This window comes from Microbacterium longlingense, assembly GCF_058349825.2.
Genome location: NZ_JBYRJA020000005.1, coordinates 1 through 18,221, shown reverse-complemented (window position 1 = coordinate 18,221; position 18,221 = coordinate 1). Strand labels below are relative to the sequence as shown.

Annotated in this window: 16 protein-coding genes; 7 read left to right on the top strand and 9 right to left on the bottom strand. The window is 70.4% G+C overall.

Annotated features, from left to right (window positions below; all coding sequences use genetic code 11):
* Nucleotides 1-44: 44 nt before the first annotated feature.
* Nucleotides 45-191 (bottom strand): hypothetical protein, encoded by a 147-nt coding sequence (locus AC3RXY_RS08340; RefSeq protein ID WP_491510447.1) that lies wholly within the window; start codon nt 189-191, stop codon nt 45-47.
* Between the two features lie 108 nt (nt 192-299).
* Here AC3RXY_RS08340 and AC3RXY_RS08335 point away from each other — a divergent pair, with 108 nt between their 5' ends.
* Nucleotides 300-1,271 (top strand): GlxA family transcriptional regulator, encoded by a 972-nt coding sequence (locus AC3RXY_RS08335; RefSeq protein ID WP_491510446.1) that lies wholly within the window; start codon nt 300-302, stop codon nt 1,269-1,271.
* 198 nt (nt 1,272-1,469) lie between these two features.
* The gene (locus tag AC3RXY_RS08330) at nt 1,470-3,683 is read left to right on the top strand and encodes an ATP-dependent Clp protease ATP-binding subunit (RefSeq protein ID WP_491510445.1); all 2,214 of its coding nucleotides are present in this window, start codon (nt 1,470-1,472) and stop codon (nt 3,681-3,683) included.
* Nucleotides 3,684-3,752: 69 nt separating this feature from the next.
* On the opposite strand, the gene AC3RXY_RS08325 is transcribed toward AC3RXY_RS08330, so the two are convergent.
* On the bottom strand, nt 3,753-4,661 hold the full coding sequence (locus AC3RXY_RS08325; protein ID WP_491510444.1) for a LysR family transcriptional regulator: 909 nt from the start codon (nt 4,659-4,661) through the stop codon (nt 3,753-3,755).
* A gap of 168 nt (nt 4,662-4,829) precedes the next feature.
* On the opposite strand from AC3RXY_RS08325, the gene AC3RXY_RS08320 reads away from it, so the two are divergent.
* Nucleotides 4,830-8,297, top strand: a complete 3,468-nt coding sequence (locus tag AC3RXY_RS08320; protein ID WP_491510443.1) for a proline dehydrogenase family protein — start codon at nt 4,830-4,832, stop codon at nt 8,295-8,297.
* Between the two features lie 51 nt (nt 8,298-8,348).
* Entirely contained in the window at nt 8,349-9,188 is an 840-nt protein-coding gene (proC, locus tag AC3RXY_RS08315; RefSeq protein ID WP_491510442.1) for a pyrroline-5-carboxylate reductase, read from the top strand.
* Nucleotides 9,189-9,274: 86 nt separating this feature from the next.
* Here proC and AC3RXY_RS08310 read toward each other — a convergent pair whose 3' ends face one another.
* The 4 genes from AC3RXY_RS08310 to AC3RXY_RS08295 all read right to left on the bottom strand — a co-directional run bounded on the left by AC3RXY_RS08310 (nt 9,275) and on the right by AC3RXY_RS08295 (nt 13,296).
* Nucleotides 9,275-10,375 (bottom strand): ABC transporter permease, encoded by a 1,101-nt coding sequence (locus AC3RXY_RS08310; protein WP_491510441.1) that lies wholly within the window; start codon nt 10,373-10,375, stop codon nt 9,275-9,277.
* On the bottom strand, nt 10,372-11,268 hold the full coding sequence (locus AC3RXY_RS08305; protein ID WP_491510440.1) for an ABC transporter ATP-binding protein: 897 nt from the start codon (nt 11,266-11,268) through the stop codon (nt 10,372-10,374). Before AC3RXY_RS08305 ends, AC3RXY_RS08310 begins: the two co-directional genes overlap by 4 nt.
* 97 nt (nt 11,269-11,365) lie before the next feature.
* Nucleotides 11,366-12,022 carry a response regulator gene (locus AC3RXY_RS08300; RefSeq protein WP_491510439.1) on the bottom strand — a complete coding sequence of 219 codons (657 nt, stop codon included), beginning with the start codon at nt 12,020-12,022 and terminating at the stop codon, nt 11,366-11,368.
* Nucleotides 12,019-13,296: a sensor histidine kinase gene (locus AC3RXY_RS08295; RefSeq protein WP_491510438.1), complete on the bottom strand. Its 1,278-nt coding sequence runs from the start codon at nt 13,294-13,296 to the stop codon at nt 12,019-12,021. Before AC3RXY_RS08295 ends, AC3RXY_RS08300 begins: the two co-directional genes overlap by 4 nt.
* A gap of 143 nt (nt 13,297-13,439) precedes the next feature.
* On the opposite strand from AC3RXY_RS08295, the gene AC3RXY_RS08290 reads away from it, so the two are divergent.
* Nucleotides 13,440-13,847 carry a VOC family protein gene (locus tag AC3RXY_RS08290; protein ID WP_491510437.1) on the top strand — a complete coding sequence of 136 codons (408 nt, stop codon included), beginning with the start codon at nt 13,440-13,442 and terminating at the stop codon, nt 13,845-13,847.
* A gap of 9 nt (nt 13,848-13,856) precedes the next feature.
* Here the strand turns inward: AC3RXY_RS08290 and AC3RXY_RS08285 are convergent, their stop codons facing one another.
* From AC3RXY_RS08285 to AC3RXY_RS08275, 3 genes are read right to left on the bottom strand one after another with little or no spacing between them, the layout of a single operon-like run.
* Nucleotides 13,857-14,702, bottom strand: coding sequence for an exodeoxyribonuclease III (locus tag AC3RXY_RS08285; protein WP_491510436.1), 846 nt, complete (start codon nt 14,700-14,702; stop codon nt 13,857-13,859).
* A 53-nt stretch (nt 14,703-14,755) separates the two neighbouring features.
* Nucleotides 14,756-15,298 (bottom strand): YbhB/YbcL family Raf kinase inhibitor-like protein, encoded by a 543-nt coding sequence (locus AC3RXY_RS08280; RefSeq protein ID WP_491510435.1) that lies wholly within the window; start codon nt 15,296-15,298, stop codon nt 14,756-14,758.
* A 54-nt stretch (nt 15,299-15,352) separates the two neighbouring features.
* On the bottom strand, nt 15,353-16,048 hold the full coding sequence (locus AC3RXY_RS08275; protein ID WP_498224580.1) for a GntR family transcriptional regulator: 696 nt from the start codon (nt 16,046-16,048) through the stop codon (nt 15,353-15,355).
* Nucleotides 16,049-16,205: 157 nt separating this feature from the next.
* On the opposite strand from AC3RXY_RS08275, the gene pyrE reads away from it, so the two are divergent.
* Together pyrE and AC3RXY_RS08265 are read left to right on the top strand one after the other, a co-directional pair.
* Nucleotides 16,206-16,778 carry an orotate phosphoribosyltransferase gene (pyrE, locus tag AC3RXY_RS08270; RefSeq protein ID WP_491510433.1) on the top strand — a complete coding sequence of 191 codons (573 nt, stop codon included), beginning with the start codon at nt 16,206-16,208 and terminating at the stop codon, nt 16,776-16,778.
* An 8-nt stretch (nt 16,779-16,786) separates the two neighbouring features.
* Nucleotides 16,787-17,725, top strand: coding sequence for an ROK family protein (locus tag AC3RXY_RS08265; RefSeq protein ID WP_491510432.1), 939 nt, complete (start codon nt 16,787-16,789; stop codon nt 17,723-17,725).
* The last annotated feature ends 496 nt before the right edge of the window (nt 17,726-18,221 follow it).

The window sequence follows — 18,221 nt, the reverse complement described above, 5'->3', positions numbered from 1 at the left end:
CGGGCGGCCCTCAGCGACGGGCGGCCCTCAGCGGCGGACGGCCCTCAGCGGCGGACGGTGCGGCGCCGATGGTCGTCCGGAACGCGGCTCCAGTCCGTGGCGATGGCGCGGGGGCCGCGTCGGCACACCTCCACGATGGTCGCCGCGATTCCCCACGCGGCGAGGGCGCTGATGACGAGGAGAAGGATCATGGCAGAAATGCTATGGATGGTTGTTTTCCGCCACGAGTGGCATGATCGACATCATTCGAAAGAAAACTGCCAAGCGTCCGAACGGATGCCGCGGAAGGAGCGCCGTCGATGAAGACCGTGGCCTGCATCGTCCTCCCCGGGTTCTCGATGTTCGAGTTCGGCATCGCGTGCGAGGTCTTCGGCCTCGATCGCACCGACGACGGCGTTCCGAACTTCGACTTCCGCGCGGTCGCGCCGGATCCGGGCGCCGTCCGGGCGCGGCACGGGCTCACTCTCGCGGGTGTCGGCGACCTCTCCTTCGCCGACGACGCCGATGTCGTGGTCGTCGCGCCCATCGAGCGCGGCGGGTGGGATGACATCGACCAGCGCGTGCTCGCCGCGATCCGGCGGGCGGCCGACCGGGGTGCCTGGGTGATCGCCGAGTGCAGCGGAGCGTTCGCGCTCGCCGCGGCCGGTGTGCTCGACGGCCGCCGCGCGACGACCCACTGGATGTATGCCGACCTCCTGGCCGAACGCTTTCCGCTCATCGAGGTCGATCCCGATGTCCTGTTCGTCCACGACGGTCGCATCGTCACCAGCGCAGGAACGGCCGCGGGCATCGATGCGTGCCTGTCTGTCCTGCGCATCGAGCTCGGCGCCGAGCTCACCAATCGGATCGCGCGGCGCATGGTCGTCCCGCCGCAGCGCGACGGCGGGCAGGCGCAGTACATCGACCGGCCGATCCCGGTCGACCCGGGGGCGTCCCTCTCGGAGGTCGTCGACTGGGCGATCGAGAACCTGCGCGGCGAGCTTTCGGTCGACCGGCTCGCTGCGCGCGCGCATATGTCTCCGCGCACCTTCGCGCGGCGCTTCAAAGCGGAGGTCGGGGCGACGCCGGGGGCATGGCTCACGCGGCAGCGGGTGATCCAGGCGCAGCGGCTGCTGGAGCGCACCGAGCACGGCGTCGACCGCATCGCGCAGGAGTGCGGTTTCGGCTCGGCTGCGGTGCTGCGCCAGGCCTTCGCGCGGGTGCTCGGCACGAGTCCCACCGCCTATCGCGCGATGTTCAGCTGTGCGCCCGAGGTCGCTCCGGCGCCATGACGCACCGCCTCAGAACAGGCTGCCAGCACCGGAACAGGCCGTTCCGCCTCGGAGGTGCCTGTTCTGGTGCTGTTTGCCTGCATTCGTGCGGAGAGCTCTGGGCGGGAACACTCGACGGCGACGAGGGGGCATGGTAAAGTTGAGCCGTCCTAACTCAAGTTTACTTGACCTGACCGGAGAACCCACCAGGAGGAACGCATGACCAACGCCCCCGGCGCCCCGGGCGAAGAGCAGCAGAGCGCGCTCGAGCAGTTCGGAATCAACCTCACAGACCGCGCCCGCCAGGGCAAGCTCGACCCGGTGATCGGGCGGGACAACGAGATCCGGCGGGTCAGTCAGGTGCTCACCCGCCGCACGAAGAACAATCCCGTGCTGATCGGTGAACCCGGCGTCGGCAAGACCGCCGTGGTCGAAGGGCTCGCGCAGCGCATCGTCGCCGGAGACGTGGCCGAATCACTCAAGGACAAAGAGCTCATCTCGCTCGACATCTCCGCGCTCGTGGCCGGTGCCATGTATCGCGGTCAGTTCGAGGAGCGCCTGAAGCAGGTGCTCAAGGAGATCACCGAGTCGGACGGCCGGATCATCACGTTCATCGATGAGCTCCACGTGCTCATGGGAGCGGGTGGCGGAGAGGGCTCCGTCGCGGCGTCGAACATGCTCAAGCCCATGCTGGCGCGCGGCGAGCTGCACATGATCGGTGCGACGACGCTCAACGAGTACCGCGAGTTCATCGAGAAGGACGCCGCGCTCGAGCGCCGGTTCCAGCAGGTGTACGTCGGAGAGCCGAGCGTCGAGGACACCGTCGCGATCCTGCGCGGTCTCAAGGGCCGCTACGAGGCGCACCACGGGGTGACCATCTCCGACAGCGCGCTGGTGGCCGCCGCTGCTCTCTCCAATCGCTACCTGCCCAGCCGGCAGTTGCCGGACAAGTCGATCGACCTCATCGATGAGGCCATGTCGCGGCTCAAGATGGAGATCGACTCCTCGCCGGTCGAGATCGACCAGCTCAAGCGCCAGGTCGACCGGATGCGGCTCGAGGAGCTCGCCCTCAAGCGGGAGAAGGACGACGCGTCGAAGGAGCGCCTCGGTCACCTGCGCGAGCAGCTCGGCGAGATGGAGAAGGAGCTCGCCGGTCTCGAGGAGCGCTGGGCCCGCGAGCGTCAGGGGCTCAACAGAGTGGGTGAGCTGAAGAAGCAGCTCGACGACGCCATCACCCAGCGCGACCTCGCGATGCGGCAGGCCGACTATACCCGCGCCTCCAAGCTCGAGTACGAGACGATCAAGCGCCTGGAGCGCGACATCGCCGAAGCCGAGCAGGTCGAGGCGCAGGGGTCCGCCGAGGGGCGGATGGTCAACGAGCAGGTCACCGACGAGGACATCGCCGGTGTCATCGCAGCGTGGACCGGGATTCCGGTGGGCAAGCTCCTGCAGGGCGAGTCCGAGCGGCTGCTCCACCTCGAGGGCGAGCTCGGCAAGCGCCTGATCGGACAGAAGGACGCCGTCAAGGCCGTGTCGGACGCGGTCCGCCGCTCCCGTGCCGGTATCAGCGACCCCGGCCGCCCGACCGGCTCGTTCCTGTTCCTCGGCCCGACCGGCGTCGGCAAGACCGAGCTGGCCAAGGCCCTGGCGGAGTTCCTCTTCGACGACGAGCATGCGATGGTCCGCATCGACATGTCGGAGTACGGCGAGAAGCACTCGGTCTCCCGGCTGGTCGGTGCCCCTCCCGGATACGTCGGCTACGAGCAGGGCGGGCAGCTGACCGAGGCGGTTCGTCGGCGTCCGTACACCGTGGTGCTCCTCGACGAGGTCGAGAAGGCCCACCCCGAGGTGTTCGACGTGCTGCTGCAGGTGCTCGACGACGGTCGGCTGACCGACGGTCAGGGGCGGACGGTCGACTTCTCGAACGTCATCCTGATCCTCACGAGCAACCTCGGTTCGCCGATCCTCGTCGACCCGACGCTCTCCCCGGAGGAGAAGCGCGAGCAGGTCATGGCGCTGGTGCGCCAGGCGTTCCGTCCGGAGTTCCTGAACCGTCTCGACGAGATCGTGATGTTCAACGGGCTCACCCAGGACGATCTGGCCCAGATCGTGGAGCTCTCGGTGGACGCGCTGCAGCAGCGGCTGCGCGACCGCCGGCTCACTCTCGCCGTCACCCCGGACGCCCGCGCCTGGCTGGCCGAGCGCGGGTACGACCCCATCTACGGTGCGCGACCGCTGCGTCGTCTCATCCAGAACGAGGCGCAGAACCGCCTCGCGACGGCCCTGCTCTCCGGCGGGGTCCACGACGGCGACATGGTTCGGGTCGACCTGGCGGCAGACGGCTCCGGGCTCGTGCTCACCAGTGAGGGCGCCCCGGCGGCGGCGGACGCTCCGGACGATGATGTGGTCGAGGCCGTCATCGAAGAGGACTGACCCTCGCCAGAACAGCGCACCCCGCGCGGCTTCCGCCGCGCGGGGTGCGCTGCGTCTCCGCGGCCGCCGCTAGGCGGACAGCACAGCGGCCGCCGCGTCGGCCAGCGCCGCCCGCACGGCCAGGATCGCCGGGGCGTCGTTGGACACACGACGCGCAGAGGAGAAGATCTCGCGGCGCGGAGCGCCGGGCAGCTCGCCCACCGGAACGGTCGGGGCATCGCCTGCCCACACCATCTGCGGCAGCAGCCCGACCGCGAGCCCGGCGCGGACGAACCGGATATGGGCGGTGAGGTCGGCGGCCTCGTAGCGCACGTCTGGCTCGAACCCCGCCGATCGGCAGAGCTGCTCCGCCCACTCGCGCGTCACCGTCCCGGCGGGCTCGAGCACCCAGGGGGTATGGCGGGCCGAGCGGAGCGCCGCGGCGGCATCGGCGATCGGCGGGGAGCCGGGAGGGCGCGCGAGCAGGATGGCATCGGAGACGAGCGGCACCTGATCGAGCTCGAGGCGGGGTCGCCGCGCGCGCCCGGGATACTGCTCGGCGAGGGCGATGTCGGCCTCGCGGGCGAGCACGGCCTCGAGCCCGTGTTCCGGCTCATGCTCGGCGACCTCGACGCGCAGCCCGGGGTGTCGTTCGGCGAGCAGCGCGAGCGCGGGGGGAAGGAGCGCGTGCATCGTGGTCTGCAGCGCGGCGATCCTGATGGTTCCGACGGTCGCGCCCCGGGAGCGGGCCACCGCGATCTCGGCGTCTTCCAGGCGGTCCAGGATGTCGCGGGCGTGCGCCACCAGGATCTCGGCCTGCGGGGTCAGCTGGACGCCCCGGCCGACCGGTGTGAGCAGCGGGGCCCCGACATCGCGTTCGAGGGCGCTGAGCTGCTGCGAGACGGCGGCGCGGCTGTAGGAGAGCGCGTCGGCGACGGCCGTGAGCGTGCCGAGACGGCTGAGTTCGACGAGAACGCGCAGGCGGCGGGCGTCGAGCATTCTCCGTCTCCAGACTGTTCAGCAGAACTTAACGATTAGCGTCGGAATCGTTTGATAGACGAACCATACCCCGCCGCCCCATGATGGCCAGGTATACGGCGCCGTATGCACCCGGCCCGGCGGGCCGGGACGTCGCGCCGGGCCCCACCTCGCCATAGGAGCACCGCCATGACCGCCTCACCGACCGCGACCGCACAGACGGCATCCCCCTCGACCGCCGAGGTGACCGCCCTCGTCGAACGGTGGCTGAAGAAGGCCGAGACCCACCGGGTCGAGCCTGCGGCCCAGCGTCTCGCCGAGGTTCTGAAAGACCCCAACGGCCTCGCGTTCACGGTCGGCTTCGTCGACGGCGTCATGCGCCCGGAAGACCTCAGGGTCGCCGGGCATCGCCTGGCGGAGCTCTCCCGCATCACCCCGGCGCTGCTGCCGTGGACGCTGCGACGTGCCATCGGTCTCGGCGGCGCGCTTGCGCCGGTCATGCCCGGCGTCGTCGTGCCGATCGCCCGGCGGGTGCTGCGCGCGATGGTCGGCCACCTCGTGCTCGATGCCACCCCGGACCGGCTCGGCCGTGCGATCGCCCGGCTGCGGCGCAGCGGCGTCCGGCTCAACCTGAATCTGCTGGGCGAAGCCGTGCTCGGGGAGCGCGAGGCGGCTCGCCGCCTGCAGGGCACGTACGACTTCCTCGCGCGGGACGACGTCGACTACGTCTCCATCAAGGTGTCGAGCGTGGTGAGCCAGCTGTCGATGTGGGCGTTCGACGAGGCGGTCGAAGACGTCGTGACCCGGCTGACCCCGCTGTACCGTCTCGCCGCCGAGGCGGAGAAGGCGGGCCACCGCAAGTTCATCAACCTCGACATGGAGGAGTACCGCGACCTCGACCTCACGATCGCGGCCTTCACGGCGATCCTGGACCAGCCCGGCCTCGAAGATCTCGAAGCCGGCATCGTGCTCCAGGCCTACCTGCCCGACGCCCTGGGGGCGATGCAGCATCTCCAGGAGTGGGCGGCCGCTCGCCGCGCCGCCGGCGGGGCGCCGATCAAGGTCCGCGTGGTGAAGGGCGCGAACCTCGCCATGGAGCATGTCGATGCGGCGATCCACGGCTGGCCGGTCGCCACGTACGCGACCAAGCAGGACAGCGACACCAACTACAAGCGCGTGCTGGAGTGGTCGCTGACGCCCGCGCGCACGGATGCCGTGCGCATCGGCGTCGCGGGTCACAACCTCTTCGACGTCGCCTACGCGTGGCTTCTCGCGGAGCAGCGCGGGGTATCGGACGCGATCGAGTTCGAGATGCTGCTGGGCATGGCCACCGGGCAGGCCGAGGCGGTCCGTGCGGACGTGGGCGGTCTCCTCCTCTACACCCCGGTGGTGAACCCGGCGGAGTTCGACGTCGCGATCGCGTACCTCGTGCGCCGGCTGGAGGAGAACGCGAGCACCGAGAACTTCATGTCCGCCGTGTTCGAGCTCAGCGCGGACCGGGCGCTGTTCGACCGCGAGCGGGAGCGTTTCGAGCGCTCGCTCGCCGCGCTCGACCCGTCCGGCCAGACGCCGGCGCCGAACCGCACCCAGGATCGTGCGGCGGAGGAGCCCGCGGAGCGCTCCGCCGCAGCGGGGTTCGGCAATGAGCCGGACAGCGATCCGGCGCTCGCTCCGAACCGGGCGTGGGGCCGAGACATCCTGGAGCGTTCACGCGACACCCGGCTCGGGAAGGACGCGATCACGGCGGCATCGATCACGACCGCGGCCGAGCTCGACGCCGTGTTCGCGCGCGTCTCCTCCGCGGCAGAGCGGTGGGCGGCGCTCCCCGCCGCCGACCGGGCAGCGGTCCTGCACCGTGCCGGGGATGAGCTCGCGGCCCGGCGCGGCCAGCTGCTGGAGATCATGGCGCACGAGGGCGGCAAGACGATCGCGGAGGCCGACCCCGAGGTCAGCGAGGCGATCGACTTCGCCCACTACTACGCCGAGCGTGCGCGGGATCTGGAGGAGATCGACGGCGCGACCTTCGTCCCCTCCCGGGTGACGGTCGTGACCCCGCCGTGGAACTTCCCCGTCGCGATCCCGGCGGGCGGCGTGCTGGCCGGTCTGGCCTCTGGATCCGGTGTGATCATCAAGCCCGCCAAGCTTACGCAGCGCTGCGGGGCGGTGATGGTCGAAGCGCTCTGGGCCGCCGGTGTGCCGCGCGACCTGCTGGCGCTGGTCGATCTCGGCTCCCGCGACCTCGGCACCCAGCTGGTGTCTGCGGCGCAGGTCGACCGGGTCATCCTCACCGGCGCCTATGAGACCGCCCAGCTGTTCCGCTCGTTCCGACCAGATCTGCCGCTCCTGGCGGAGACGAGCGGCAAGAATGCGATCATCGTCACGCCGTCGGCCGACCTCGACCTCGCCGCGGCGGACGTCGCCCGCAGCGCCTTCGGCCACGCCGGGCAGAAGTGCTCCGCAGCGTCGCTGGCGATCCTGGTGGGGTCTGTGGCCGAGTCGAAGCGTTTCGAGCGTCAGCTCGTCGATGCCGTGACCTCGATGGCGGTCGGCTACCCGGCCGACCCGAGCACCCAGATGGGCCCGATCATCGAGCCGGCTACCGGCAAACTGCTCGACGCCCTCACCCGTCTCGACAAGGGGGAGCGATGGCTGGTCGAGCCGCGGCAGCTCGACGACGCGGGACGGCTGTGGTCTCCGGGGGTGAAGACCGGTGTGCGGCCGGGCTCCCGTACCCACCTGACCGAGTTCTTCGGCCCCGTGCTCGGCATCATGCACGCCACGGACCTCGACGAGGCGATCCGTCTGCAGAATGCCGTCGACTACGGTCTCACCGCCGGCCTGCACTCGCTGGAGAACGCGGAGATCGCCACCTGGATCGACCGGGCCGAAGCGGGCAACCTCTACGTGAACCGGGGGATCACCGGGGCGATCGTGCAGCGTCAGCCGTTCGGCGGCTGGAAGCGCTCCGCGGTGGGCGCGGGCGCCAAGGCGGGCGGGCCGAACTACCTGTTCGGGCTCGGCGGGTGGACACCCGCGGACGTCGCGCTCGGGCGTCCGGACGCGGACCGGGCCGCTTCTGAGCAGATCGCGGCCCTGCTGCGGGCAGCCTCCGGCCTGCTCGACCCCGCGGAGTACGCCTGGCTGGCGGCAGCGGTCGGGTCGGATGCGCGCGCGCTGGTCGACGAGTTCGACGCTGTCGTCGATGTGTCCGGCCTGGGGGTCGAGCGCAACGTCTTCCGGTACCGCCCGGCAGACGTCGACATCCGCATCGCCGCGGGGGCGCCGCTGGTCGAGGCGCTGCGTGTGATCGCCGCTGGTCTTGCCAGCGGCAGCCCGTTCACCGTGTCCGCCGCCGACCTGCCCAAGCCGGTGCGCGCTGCGCTGCGCGCCGCCGGGGTCAGCGTCCGCGCGGAGAACGACCCCACCTGGCTGCGCCGCCTCGGCACGGAGCAGGGTTGGCGCCGGATCCGCTTGGTCGGGGGCGATGCGCAGGCGCTCGCCGCAGCGACAGACGGCACTCCGGACATCGCCGTGTGGGATCACGCGGTGACCGCGGCCGGACGGGTGGAGCTCCTGCCGTTCTACCGGGAGCAGGCTGTGTCGATCACCAACCATCGCTTCGGCAACCCGACAGAGATCGCCGACGGCGTGATCTGACGCCGTGCCGGGACGGGCATCGACACGACCGACAGGAAATAGGGTGGAGTCATGGAACACGCAGCCGTGCACGACGTAACGGTTCTCGGCGTCGGGGCGATGGGCGGCGCGATCGTCCGCGGCCTCATCGAATCCGGCATCGAGCTTCCCGGTGGCATTCGGGTCTCCGACGCGTGGCCGGAGCGCATCGCCGAGCTCGACGCGCTGCCCGGCGTCACCGGTTTCGACGGATCGGCCGACCCCGAGGCCAACGCCACGGCCATCGCCGGATCGTCGGTCGTGATCGTTGCGGTCAAACCTCAGCAGCTCTCGGCGCTGCTGAGTGAGCTCGGGCCCCGTTTCTCGCCCGGAACCACGCTCGTCAGCGTCGCCGCCGGGGTGCCGACCGCCGCGATCGAGGCACTCGTCCCTGAGCATGTCGCGGTGGTACGCGTGATGCCGAACTCGCCGGCCCGGGTTCGGTCCGGCGTCACCGGGATCGCCGCGGGGTCGCGCGCTTCGGCCACGGACGTGGCGCGAACGGCCACGCTGTTCGCCACGATCGGCGATGTGATCGAGGTGCCGGAGCCCATGATCGATCCGCTCACCAGCATCTCGGGGTCTGGGCCGGCCTACGTCTTCTTCTTCATCGAGAAGCTCGTCGACGCGGCGGTGGCGCGCGGCTTCTCACCCGAGGACGCCCGCCGGCTGGTGCACGGCACCGTTCGGGGCTCCGTCGCTCTCCTCGACGCCACCGGAGAGGACCCGGCAGAGCTACGCCGCCAGGTCACGAGCCCTGGCGGCACCACGCAAGCTGCCATCGAGGTGTTCGAGGCCGAGGGCACCGGGCGCATCGTCGACGCGGCGACCGCCGCCGCGGTGCGCCGTGCCGAGGAGCTCGCGGCGGGCTGATCGGCCGGCGCCGCCGTCCTCGCGAAGCACCCGGCCCGGTGGGAGATGTCGCATCTCCCACCGGGCCGGGTGCTTCGCCGCGGGCGTCAGCCCTTCAGCGCATCACGGAGCTTGACGCGCGCCCCCATGCGCAGCAGCGAGTTGGAGTAGATCTTCGCGCCGAGAGCGATCACCAGCGCGCACGCGGCGATCAGCACAGCGAGCGCCACGAGCGGCTCCCACCACTGCGCGTCGCCGAAGAACAGCCGGATCGGCATCGCGACCGGTGCCGAGAACGGCACGTACGACATGATCGTCATCGCCACCGGGTTGTCGCCCAGGAAGAGCACCAGGAAGTACGGCAGCATCACCAGCCACATCACGGGCGTGAGGGTCGCGCCGGTGTCCTCCTGGCGGGAGACGAGCGCCCCCGCGGCGGCGAACATCGCCGCCAGCAGGACGAAGCCGAACAGGAAGAACACCGCGAACCAGACGATCGGAGCGCCCAGCGACTGCAGCACCGTGTTCTGACCGGTCACGATGAGCCCGGTCACGGCGACGGCAGCGAGCAGCAGGATCTGGCCGATCGCGAGGACCGCGTTGCCGAGCACCTTGCCGGCCAGCAGCACGCGAGCGGAGATCGTGGACAGCAGGATCTCGATCACACGGGTCTGCTTCTCCTCGACGACGCTCGTCGTGATCGGTGACCCGAAGCTGATCCCGGCGAACATGAACACCATGCCGAAGATCAGGCTGAGGATGTAGCGCAGTGGTCCGCCGTCGTCTGTGGCATCGAGCAGTTCCACGGGGGGCGCCTGCGACAGCAGGGCGACGAGCTGTTCCGGTGCGGAGTCCATCGCGATCACCACCAGGCCGGTGGGGGATGCCGGGTCACTGACGACGGCAGCGTCCACCTCTCCGTCGCGCACCAGCAGCTCGGCTGCGGCGCGGTCGGAGACCTCGGTGGTCTCGATCAGGGGGGAGTCCTGCAGCGCCGATGCGGCCTGGCCTGTCACGGCGACCGTGGTCGTGCCGGTGGTGTTGCCGGCGATGCCCATCCAGATCACTCCGCCGAGCGCGAGGACCAGCAGGATCGCGGCGGAGATCAGATACGCCTTGCTGCGCAGCTTGGTGCTCATCTCCCGTTCGGCGACGAGCCACACCGCCTGCGGCGTGGACAGCGGGGCGGGCGCGGTTGTCGTGGTCACTGGATGACCTCCTTGAAGATCTGGGAGAGCGTCGGCTGCTGCTGACCGAAGGCGGTGACATCCGCCTCCGTGAGGGCGCGGCGGAGCGCGCGCTGGGCGACCTCGGGGTCCTCTGCGTCGAAGACGACAGCGCCGCCCTCGAAGTCGATGACGCTGATGCCGGGCTCCGTGCGGATCCAGCCCAGGTCACCGGTGCTGCGCAGCTCCCAGCGCGGAGCGGAGTGCTGCTGGCGGATGTGCTCGCGTTCTCCGGCTGCACGGATCGTGCCGCCGGCGATGATCACCACGTCGTCGCACAGGCGCTCGACCACGTCGAGCTGGTGCGAGGAGAACAGCACGGAGACGCCCTGTGCCGCGCGCTGCTGCAGCACGGAGACCACGGTCTCGACCGCGATCGGGTCCAGGCCAGAGAACGGCTCGTCGAGGATGAGGACCTCCGGGTCATGGACGAGGGCCGCGGCGATCTGGGCGCGCTGCTGATTGCCCAGCGACAGCGCCTCGATGTTGTCGTTCATGCGCTCGCCGAGGTCGAGCTGCTCCAAGAGAGCGGCGGCCTTGGCGGTGGCGTCCTCCTTCGTGTAGCCGTGGAGGCGGGCGAGGTACGCCACCTGCTCGAGGACCTTCATCTTCGGATAGAGGCCGCGTTCCTCCGGCATGTAGCCGAACAACCGGCGATCCGCGGCGCTGAGCGGCGTGCCCCCGCGGGTGACCGTGCCGGCGTCCTGCGCCAGCAGCCCGAGAATGATGCGCATGGTCGTGGTCTTGCCTGCGCCGTTGCCGCCGATGAACCCGGTCAGGCGCCCGGGGGCCACCTGGAACGAGACGTCGGAGAGCACCGGGCGCGAGCCGTAGCTCTTGCTGATGCCGGTGAGTTCGATCGGTTGTGCTCGCATAGACCCAGGCTAGAAACCCGAGTACGGACCGGACATCCCCCGCAGGGCGGATTCCTCGGTCGAGCGCATCCCCCGGAAGGCGGTCGTCTGATCGTGGCTAGGCCATTCCGTGCCGGTGCGCGAGCACGACGGCCTGCACGCGGTCGCGGGCGCCGAGCTTCTGGAGGATGCGCGAGACGTGGGTCTTCACCGTGGCCTCCCCGATGAACAGCGCGGCGGCGATCTCCGCGTTGCTGCGCGCCTCTGCCACCAGGCGCAGCACCTCGGCCTCGCGCTCGGTGAGGGGTTCTGCGAGGGCGAGGGGAGAGGCGGCCTCCGTCTCCGGCGCGCCGCCGCGGAAGCGATCGAGTACCCGCCCTGTCATCTCGGGAGCGAGCATGCCGTCCCCCGCTGCCAGCACGCGCACCGCCGAGATCAGGGCCTCCGGCCCGGCGTTCTTCAGCAGGAAGCCGCTGGCACCGGCGTCCAGCGCGGCGAACAGATAGTCGTCGCGCGCGAAGGTCGTGACGATCGCGATCGCTGCGGCGACGGCGGGGTCTGCGACGATGCGCCGGGTCGCCTCGATCCCGTCCATGTCCGGCATCTGCACGTCCATGCAGATCACGTCGGGGCGGAGCGCGGACGCGACGCTCACGGCCTCCGCGCCGGTGGCGGCTTCGCCGACCACCTCGATATCGGCTTGGGTCGACAGGATCGTGCGGAACCCCGCGCGCAGCAGCGCGTGATCGTCGACGAGCACGACGCGGATGCTCATGCGCTCACCGCCTCCCCGCGACGGCGGGTCGGGGGTGCTGCGGGAAGGCGCGGCACGTGCACCCGGACCCGGAAGCCGCCGCGTTCTCGCGGGCCGATCTCGATCGTGCCGCCCGATGCGAGCGCCCGCTCGCGCATGCCGAGCTGACCGAGCCCCGAGCGCGGGGCGAGGACGGGGCGCCCGGTGTTGACGATCTCGAGCTCGACGGCATCGTCGCCGTGTCGCACGCGCACATGGGCCGTCGCGCCAGGCCCGGCGTGACGCCGAGCGTTCGTCAGGGACTCCTGGGCGATCCGGTACAGGTTCACCGCGACGACGGAGGGCACCGGCACGGGCTGTCCCACCACGGTGTAGGTCGTGGGGAGACCGGCCGCGTTCGACGCCTCGATGAGGCGCGGCACATCGTCCAGGCCGAGGGTGGACGCGGAGTCCGTCTCGGCGTCGTCGGACGTGCGCAGGGTCTCCAGCAGATGGTGGAGCTCGTCGATGGCCTCGCGGGACGAGCGCTCGATGTCGGCCAGCGCTGCCGACGCAGCGCCGGGGTCGATCGCGAGCACCGCGCGGGCCGCACTGGCCTGCACGCCCATCACCGAGACATGATGGGCGACGACGTCGTGCAGTTCGCGAGCGATCCGCACGCGGTCGAGAGCCACCGCCTGCGCCGCGGTCACCGCGCGTTCCCGCTCGAGGTCGGCGGTCCGCCGTTCCAGGGCGCCGCGTTCCTGTGCCTGCGCCCATGCCCGCTCGCCGAAGTAGTAAGCGCCGGCGAAGTAGAGCACGTTGAGCAGGATCTGCAGCATCATGAACGCCACGAACGGCGACATCGCCCCGGCGACGACATCTGCTTCGTCGGCGAGCGACGTGGCGTCGCGGAACACCGAGACGAACAGCCAGATGAACATGCCGATCGTGATCGTGACGCGAACGATCATCGCGCGCGCACGGTTGCCCATCCAGGCGCCCACCGTGTAGAGCCCGATGAACATGGCGATGTTCCCCACGTAGATCTCCGGCACGTGCAGCGTGACCCCGCAGAAGAAGACGACCGCGACGATGATCGCCACCGTCGCGGGCCAGCGACGCCGGACCGCGAGCGGAGCGGTCACCGCCGCCACGTAGACCAGCGCCATCCACAGCGGCGCCTGCTGGTCGCCGTAGAACTGTGCGATCGCTGTCAGCGCCGCGCTCAGGATGCCGCCCACGAGCAGCGCGCCCGCGAGCACCATGTCGCGCCTCAGGTTCTCTGGGGTCGGCACGCGCTGGATCTCGGTCATCCCTCAACGCTAGGGCCGGACGGCGACATCCGTCATCCGTCGCGGGACGGATCCGCACCGGCGTTCCGGCACGCCGTTGACACACGTGCGCCGTGCGAGGAGGATCGCTCCGTCGGCATCGGACGCCGGAACGGGAGCACGCCATGATCTTCGTCAACCTCACCACCACCGATCTCCCGCGCAGCGTCTCCTTCTACGAGGCGCTCGGCTGCACCATCAACCCGGCGTTCTCCGATGAGAACGCCGCATGTCTCATCTGGGATGAGAGCACCTATTTCATGGTGCTCACGCACGCGCACTTCTCGCAGTTCACCGACAAGCAGATCATCGACCCGCACACCGCCGTGCAGGCCCTCGTCGCCTTCTCCCGCGACTCGCGGGCCGAGGTCGACGCGGTGGTCGGCGCAGCCATCGCAGCGGGGGGTCGGGAAGGGCGCCCGCCGCAGGACCTCGGGTTCATGTACTCGCGCGCCGTCGATGACCCGGACGGGAACATCCTGGAGTTCTTCCACATGGACGCGGCAGCCGCCGCCGGTGGCCCGCCGGCCTGACGACGACGGTCAGGCGAAGATCATCGGCAGGTCGTCGTCCTCGTCGCCGGAGTCCAGGGTCAGATCGACGGCCACCGGGACGTGATCGCTGGGCTGGTCGCCCTTGCGCTCGTCGCGGTGGATGGCCGCAGCCGTGACCGCACCGGCGAGGGCGGATGAGCCGAGGACGAAGTCGATGCGGATGCCCTCGTTGCGCGGGAACTTGAGTCGCTGATAGTCCCAGTAGGTGTAGCCGGTGGGCAGCAGGCGCCGGACGACATCCGTCAGCCCGGCGCCCTCGAGCGCGAAGAAGGCGGCGCGCTCCGGTTCGGAGACATGGGTCGAGACACCCGCCACGATCTCAGGATCCCCGTTGTCCTCGTCGAAGGGAATGATGTTGAAGTCGCCCACGAGGGCGAGCGGCAGATCCGGTTTCGCGGCGAGCTCGGCCGCGGTGGCCGCGCGCAGCGCATCGAGCCAGCGCAGCTTGTACTGGTAGTGCGGATCGTCCAGGGCGCGGCCGTTGGGCACGTACAGGCTCCATACCCGCACCCCGTCGATCGTCGCCCCGAGGGCGCGGGCCTCCAGCGGAGCATCGGGGCCGTCATAGCCCTTCTTGAACCCCGGTTGCCCGGCGAACGACGTCTGGACATCATCCAGGGGGAGGCGGCTGGCGATGGCGACGCCGTTCCACTGGTTCAAGCCGTGCACCGCCACCTCGTAGCCGGCCTCCTCGAAGGCGGCGTAGGGGAATTGCTCCGGCTTGCACTTGATCTCCTGCATGGCGAGCACGTCGACGTCTTCGCGAACGGCGAAATCGACGATCCGCGCCACACGGGCGCGGACGGAGTTGACGTTCCAGGTGACCAGACGCATGGTCCCACTTTATGCCGGCCGTGGTCTCCGCCCCGGGCCGGCCGGCCGGGGTGTCAGCGCTCCGCGGGGTCGCCGGTGCCGGTCAGGATGCCGCGGGCGAGCGTGTGGAAGTGGCGGTTGAAGCCGAGCACCGCCGGTGTGGACCCCGCGGGAAGGTCGAGCGCGTCGACGTCGAGCGCGTCGAGGACGAAGATGTAGCGGTGCACACCGGTGCCGGCGGGCGGTGCAGCACCGATGTAACGCTCCGTGCGCAGCTCGTTCGGCAGGGTCACCGCGCCCGCCGGAAGCAGACCAGGAGCTCCGTCGCCTGCGCCCGCGGGAAGGGCCTGCAGATCGGCGGGCAGGTTGTAGACGGCCCAGTGCCAGAAGCCCGATCCCGTAGGGGCGTCGGGGTCCAGGCAGGACAGCGCCAGGCTGCGGGTGCCGGCCGGAACGCCAGACCACGAGAGCGCGGGGGAGCGATCAGCGCCACCGCGGTCGGCGGACCATGCGGTCACGGGCAGTGCCTCGCCGTCGGCGAAGTCGGGGCTGACCAGAGTGAGCGGGGGGAACTCCCGCAGCCCGGCGAGGGCGGCGTAAGGATCGAGGTCGAGCACGGCAACTCCTTCGTGGTGCAGCGGCGGGCGCGGTCGTGCACCCTCGCCGCCACGCTACGCCGAACCGTCGGTGCCCGCGAGCGACGGGAGCGGCCGCTCCGCCCAGAAACCCCGGTCGCGCAGCAGCTCGACGAGGTGCGCCGAGCGGCCGAGCGTGTGCCGCATCATCGCGTCCCGCGCAGCCGCGGCATCGCGTGCGCGGATCGCCTCGAGGATCACCGGATGGTCGCCGCCATCTTCGCCCTGCCCCTCCAGCGTCGCGTAGAAACGGGTGGGGAAGTGGCGTGCGAGCCCGCCGAGGATACCGGCGAGGCGCGGCGAGTCAGCGGACTGGTTGATGATGCGGTGGAAGTGGTGCCCTTCTCGTCCGGTGGCGTCCTCGTCTGCGGCGGTGAGAAAGCGCTCCTGCGCCTCCTCGAGCGCGGCGAGCTGTTCCGGCGTCATCCGCAGTGCCGCCCTGGCCGTGAGCTCTCCGGCGATCTGCGCCTGAGCCCAGAACAGATCGCGCACGTCTTCCGGCCGGATCTCCTCGATCGCGAACCCGCGGCGCGGCTCGAGCCGCACCAGACCTTCGGCGCGGAGACGGAGCAGGCCCTCGCGCACGGGCGTGGTGCTCACGCCGAGGGACTCGGCGATCGGCTCCAGGCGCAGATAGTCGCCCGGGCGCACCGAGCCGGAGAAGATCAGCTCGCGGACATGTGCGGCGACCTCATCGGGCAGCTGCGGGCGTCGCGCACGCGTGCCGGCCATGGCTTCTCCGTCCGTCTCCCTGCTGTGCGTGCCGTCGGGATGGCGGTGCACCGCATCAGACATCATATAAACCGGGCTCTGACGCCCGCCGGGGACGGATGCGCCGGTGGCGGCATCCGGCGTTCCTGACGGCGCTCGGAACTCCTAGGATGAGGGAGTGATCGCGAGCCTCCCCGAACTCGAAGCCGAGCGCCAGGCGCTCATCGCCCTCATCCAGGATGAGGCGGTGTTCCACGGCGACTTCACGCTGTCGAGCGGGAAGAAGGCCACGTATTACGTGGACATGCGCCGGCTGACGCTCGATCATCGTGCGGCTCCGGCGATCGGGCGCATCATGCTCGACCTCGTCGCCGACCTCGACGCCGTCGCCGTCGGCGGTCTGACGCTGGGCGCAGACCCGATCGCGAACGCCGTGATGCACGCGTCCGTCGCCGAGGGGACACCGCTCGACGCATTCGTGGTGCGCAAGGAGCCGAAGGACCACGGGCGCGGGCGCCAGGTGGAGGGCGCCGATGTCGCGGGCAAGCGCGTCGTGGTGCTCGAGGACACCTCGACGACCGGTCAATCCGCCCTCGCCGCCGTGGACGCGCTGCGCCGGGAAGGCGCCGATGTCGTGGCCGTCGCGGTGATCGTGGATCGCAAGACCGGCGCTCAGGCCGCGGTCGAGGACGCCGGGCTGCTGTGGCGTGCCGCGATCGACCTCGACGACCTCGGGCTGCCGGCTCAGTGACCACGAGCATGACCGCGACGGAGACTCCGGGCGCCGGCGTCGAGGCAGACGCACCGGTGCTCGCGATCGACCTGGGCGGTACCAAGATCGAGGCGGCGCTGGTCCGCCCGGACGGCAGTGTCGTCGTCGGCTCGCGCCACCGGCGTCCCACCGGCCGGGACATCACCCCCGACCTCCTGGGCGTGGCGCTCGGCGAGCTCGTGGCGGAAGCCCTCGCCGCCGCGCACGGTGTCGCCGTCGCGGGCGCCGGTGTGGCCAGCGCCGGCCCGGGCGATGCCGCTGGCACGATCTTCCCGGTGAACATGCCGGCACTGCAGGGTTTCTCGTTGCGTCAGGCGATCCGGGATGCACTGGGCGCGGCGGGCCTCGCCGTCCGGACCCCCGTCGTGGTCGGCCACGACGGCGGGGCCCTCGCCCTGGCGGAAAGCCGCTTCGGTGCGGCACGGGACGCGCGCACGTCGTTGTCGATGGTGGTCTCCACCGGAGTGGGCGGCGGGATCGTGCACGACGGACGCCTGATGGCAGGAGGCAGCGGCAACGCCGGTCACATCGGGCAGGTCCGCAGCAATGAGGGACTCACCCTCGAAGAGGTCGCCGCCGGGCCGGGCAGCGTCGCCTGGGCACGCGCCCAGGGGTGGGACGGCGGGACAGGCGAGGATCTGGCGCGCGACGCGGCTGCCGGCGTCACGGTCGCCCGGGCGGCGATCATGCGCTCGGCGTCCGCGGTGGGCAGTGCGCTGGCCGACGCGAGCGCGCTGCTGGATCTGGACGTCGTGGCGATCGGTGGTGGGTTCTCCCAGGTGTCGGAGGACTATGTGGACCTGGTTCAGCGGGCTCTTGTCGAGCGCGCCGGCGTCGACTTCGTCCGCCGCACCCGCGTGGTCCGTTCCGCGCTGGGCGCTACCGGTCCCCTGGTGGGCGCTGCTGCGCTCGTCGCTGTCGGCTGACACGCCCGGGGTGCCGGACATTTGACGCTCCGGTCCGCGCCCTCATAAGCTGCTCTAGTTGCCCTGAGCCGGAAGGCGAGGGACCAGCACGATCTTCCACGAAGTTCTGCGGACTGCTTGACAGTCTGGAACAGAGTGTGTAAGGTAAACAGGTTGCCTCGGCTCGAAAGGTCGGCGCAACAGGATCTTCCACGAAGTTCTGACGGACTGCTTGACAGCCTGGAACAGAGTGTGTAAGGTAGAGAAGTTGCCTCGGGCCGAAAGGCGGAGGCGGCATCATCTTCCACGAAGTTCTGACGGACTGCTTGACAGCCTGGAACAGAGTGTGTAAGATGGAGAAGTTGCCCTGAGCCGAGAGGCCGGGAAGCAACAGGATCTTCCACGAATTTCCGACAGCTTGCTTGACAAGCCGGAGCCAAGTGTGTAAGATAGAGAAGTTGCCCTGTGGACTGGTGTGAGCTGGTTTGTGGGTGCGTCCGATCCTTGAGAACTCAAC

What these genes read in the sequence shown, in the direction of transcription:
- AC3RXY_RS08295 (WP_491510438.1), bottom strand. Translation starts at nt 13,296, where the DNA reads ATGACCGAGATCCAGCGCGTGCCGACCCCAGAGAACCTGAGGCGCGAC.
- AC3RXY_RS08290 (WP_491510437.1), top strand. Translation starts at nt 13,440, where the DNA reads ATGATCTTCGTCAACCTCACCACCACCGATCTCCCGCGCAGCGTCTCC.
- proC (WP_491510442.1), top strand. Translation starts at nt 8,349, where the DNA reads ATGGAACACGCAGCCGTGCACGACGTAACGGTTCTCGGCGTCGGGGCG.
- AC3RXY_RS08335 (WP_491510446.1), top strand. Translation starts at nt 300, where the DNA reads ATGAAGACCGTGGCCTGCATCGTCCTCCCCGGGTTCTCGATGTTCGAG.
- AC3RXY_RS08265 (WP_491510432.1), top strand. Translation starts at nt 16,787, where the DNA reads ATGACCGCGACGGAGACTCCGGGCGCCGGCGTCGAGGCAGACGCACCG.
- AC3RXY_RS08305 (WP_491510440.1), bottom strand. Translation starts at nt 11,268, where the DNA reads ATGCGAGCACAACCGATCGAACTCACCGGCATCAGCAAGAGCTACGGC.
- AC3RXY_RS08285 (WP_491510436.1), bottom strand. Translation starts at nt 14,702, where the DNA reads ATGCGTCTGGTCACCTGGAACGTCAACTCCGTCCGCGCCCGTGTGGCG.
- AC3RXY_RS08300 (WP_491510439.1), bottom strand. Translation starts at nt 12,022, where the DNA reads ATGAGCATCCGCGTCGTGCTCGTCGACGATCACGCGCTGCTGCGCGCG.
- AC3RXY_RS08340 (WP_491510447.1), bottom strand. Translation starts at nt 191, where the DNA reads ATGATCCTTCTCCTCGTCATCAGCGCCCTCGCCGCGTGGGGAATCGCG.
- AC3RXY_RS08330 (WP_491510445.1), top strand. Translation starts at nt 1,470, where the DNA reads ATGACCAACGCCCCCGGCGCCCCGGGCGAAGAGCAGCAGAGCGCGCTC.
- AC3RXY_RS08275 (WP_498224580.1), bottom strand. Translation starts at nt 16,048, where the DNA reads ATGGCCGGCACGCGTGCGCGACGCCCGCAGCTGCCCGATGAGGTCGCC.
- AC3RXY_RS08320 (WP_491510443.1), top strand. Translation starts at nt 4,830, where the DNA reads ATGACCGCCTCACCGACCGCGACCGCACAGACGGCATCCCCCTCGACC.
- AC3RXY_RS08325 (WP_491510444.1), bottom strand. Translation starts at nt 4,661, where the DNA reads ATGCTCGACGCCCGCCGCCTGCGCGTTCTCGTCGAACTCAGCCGTCTC.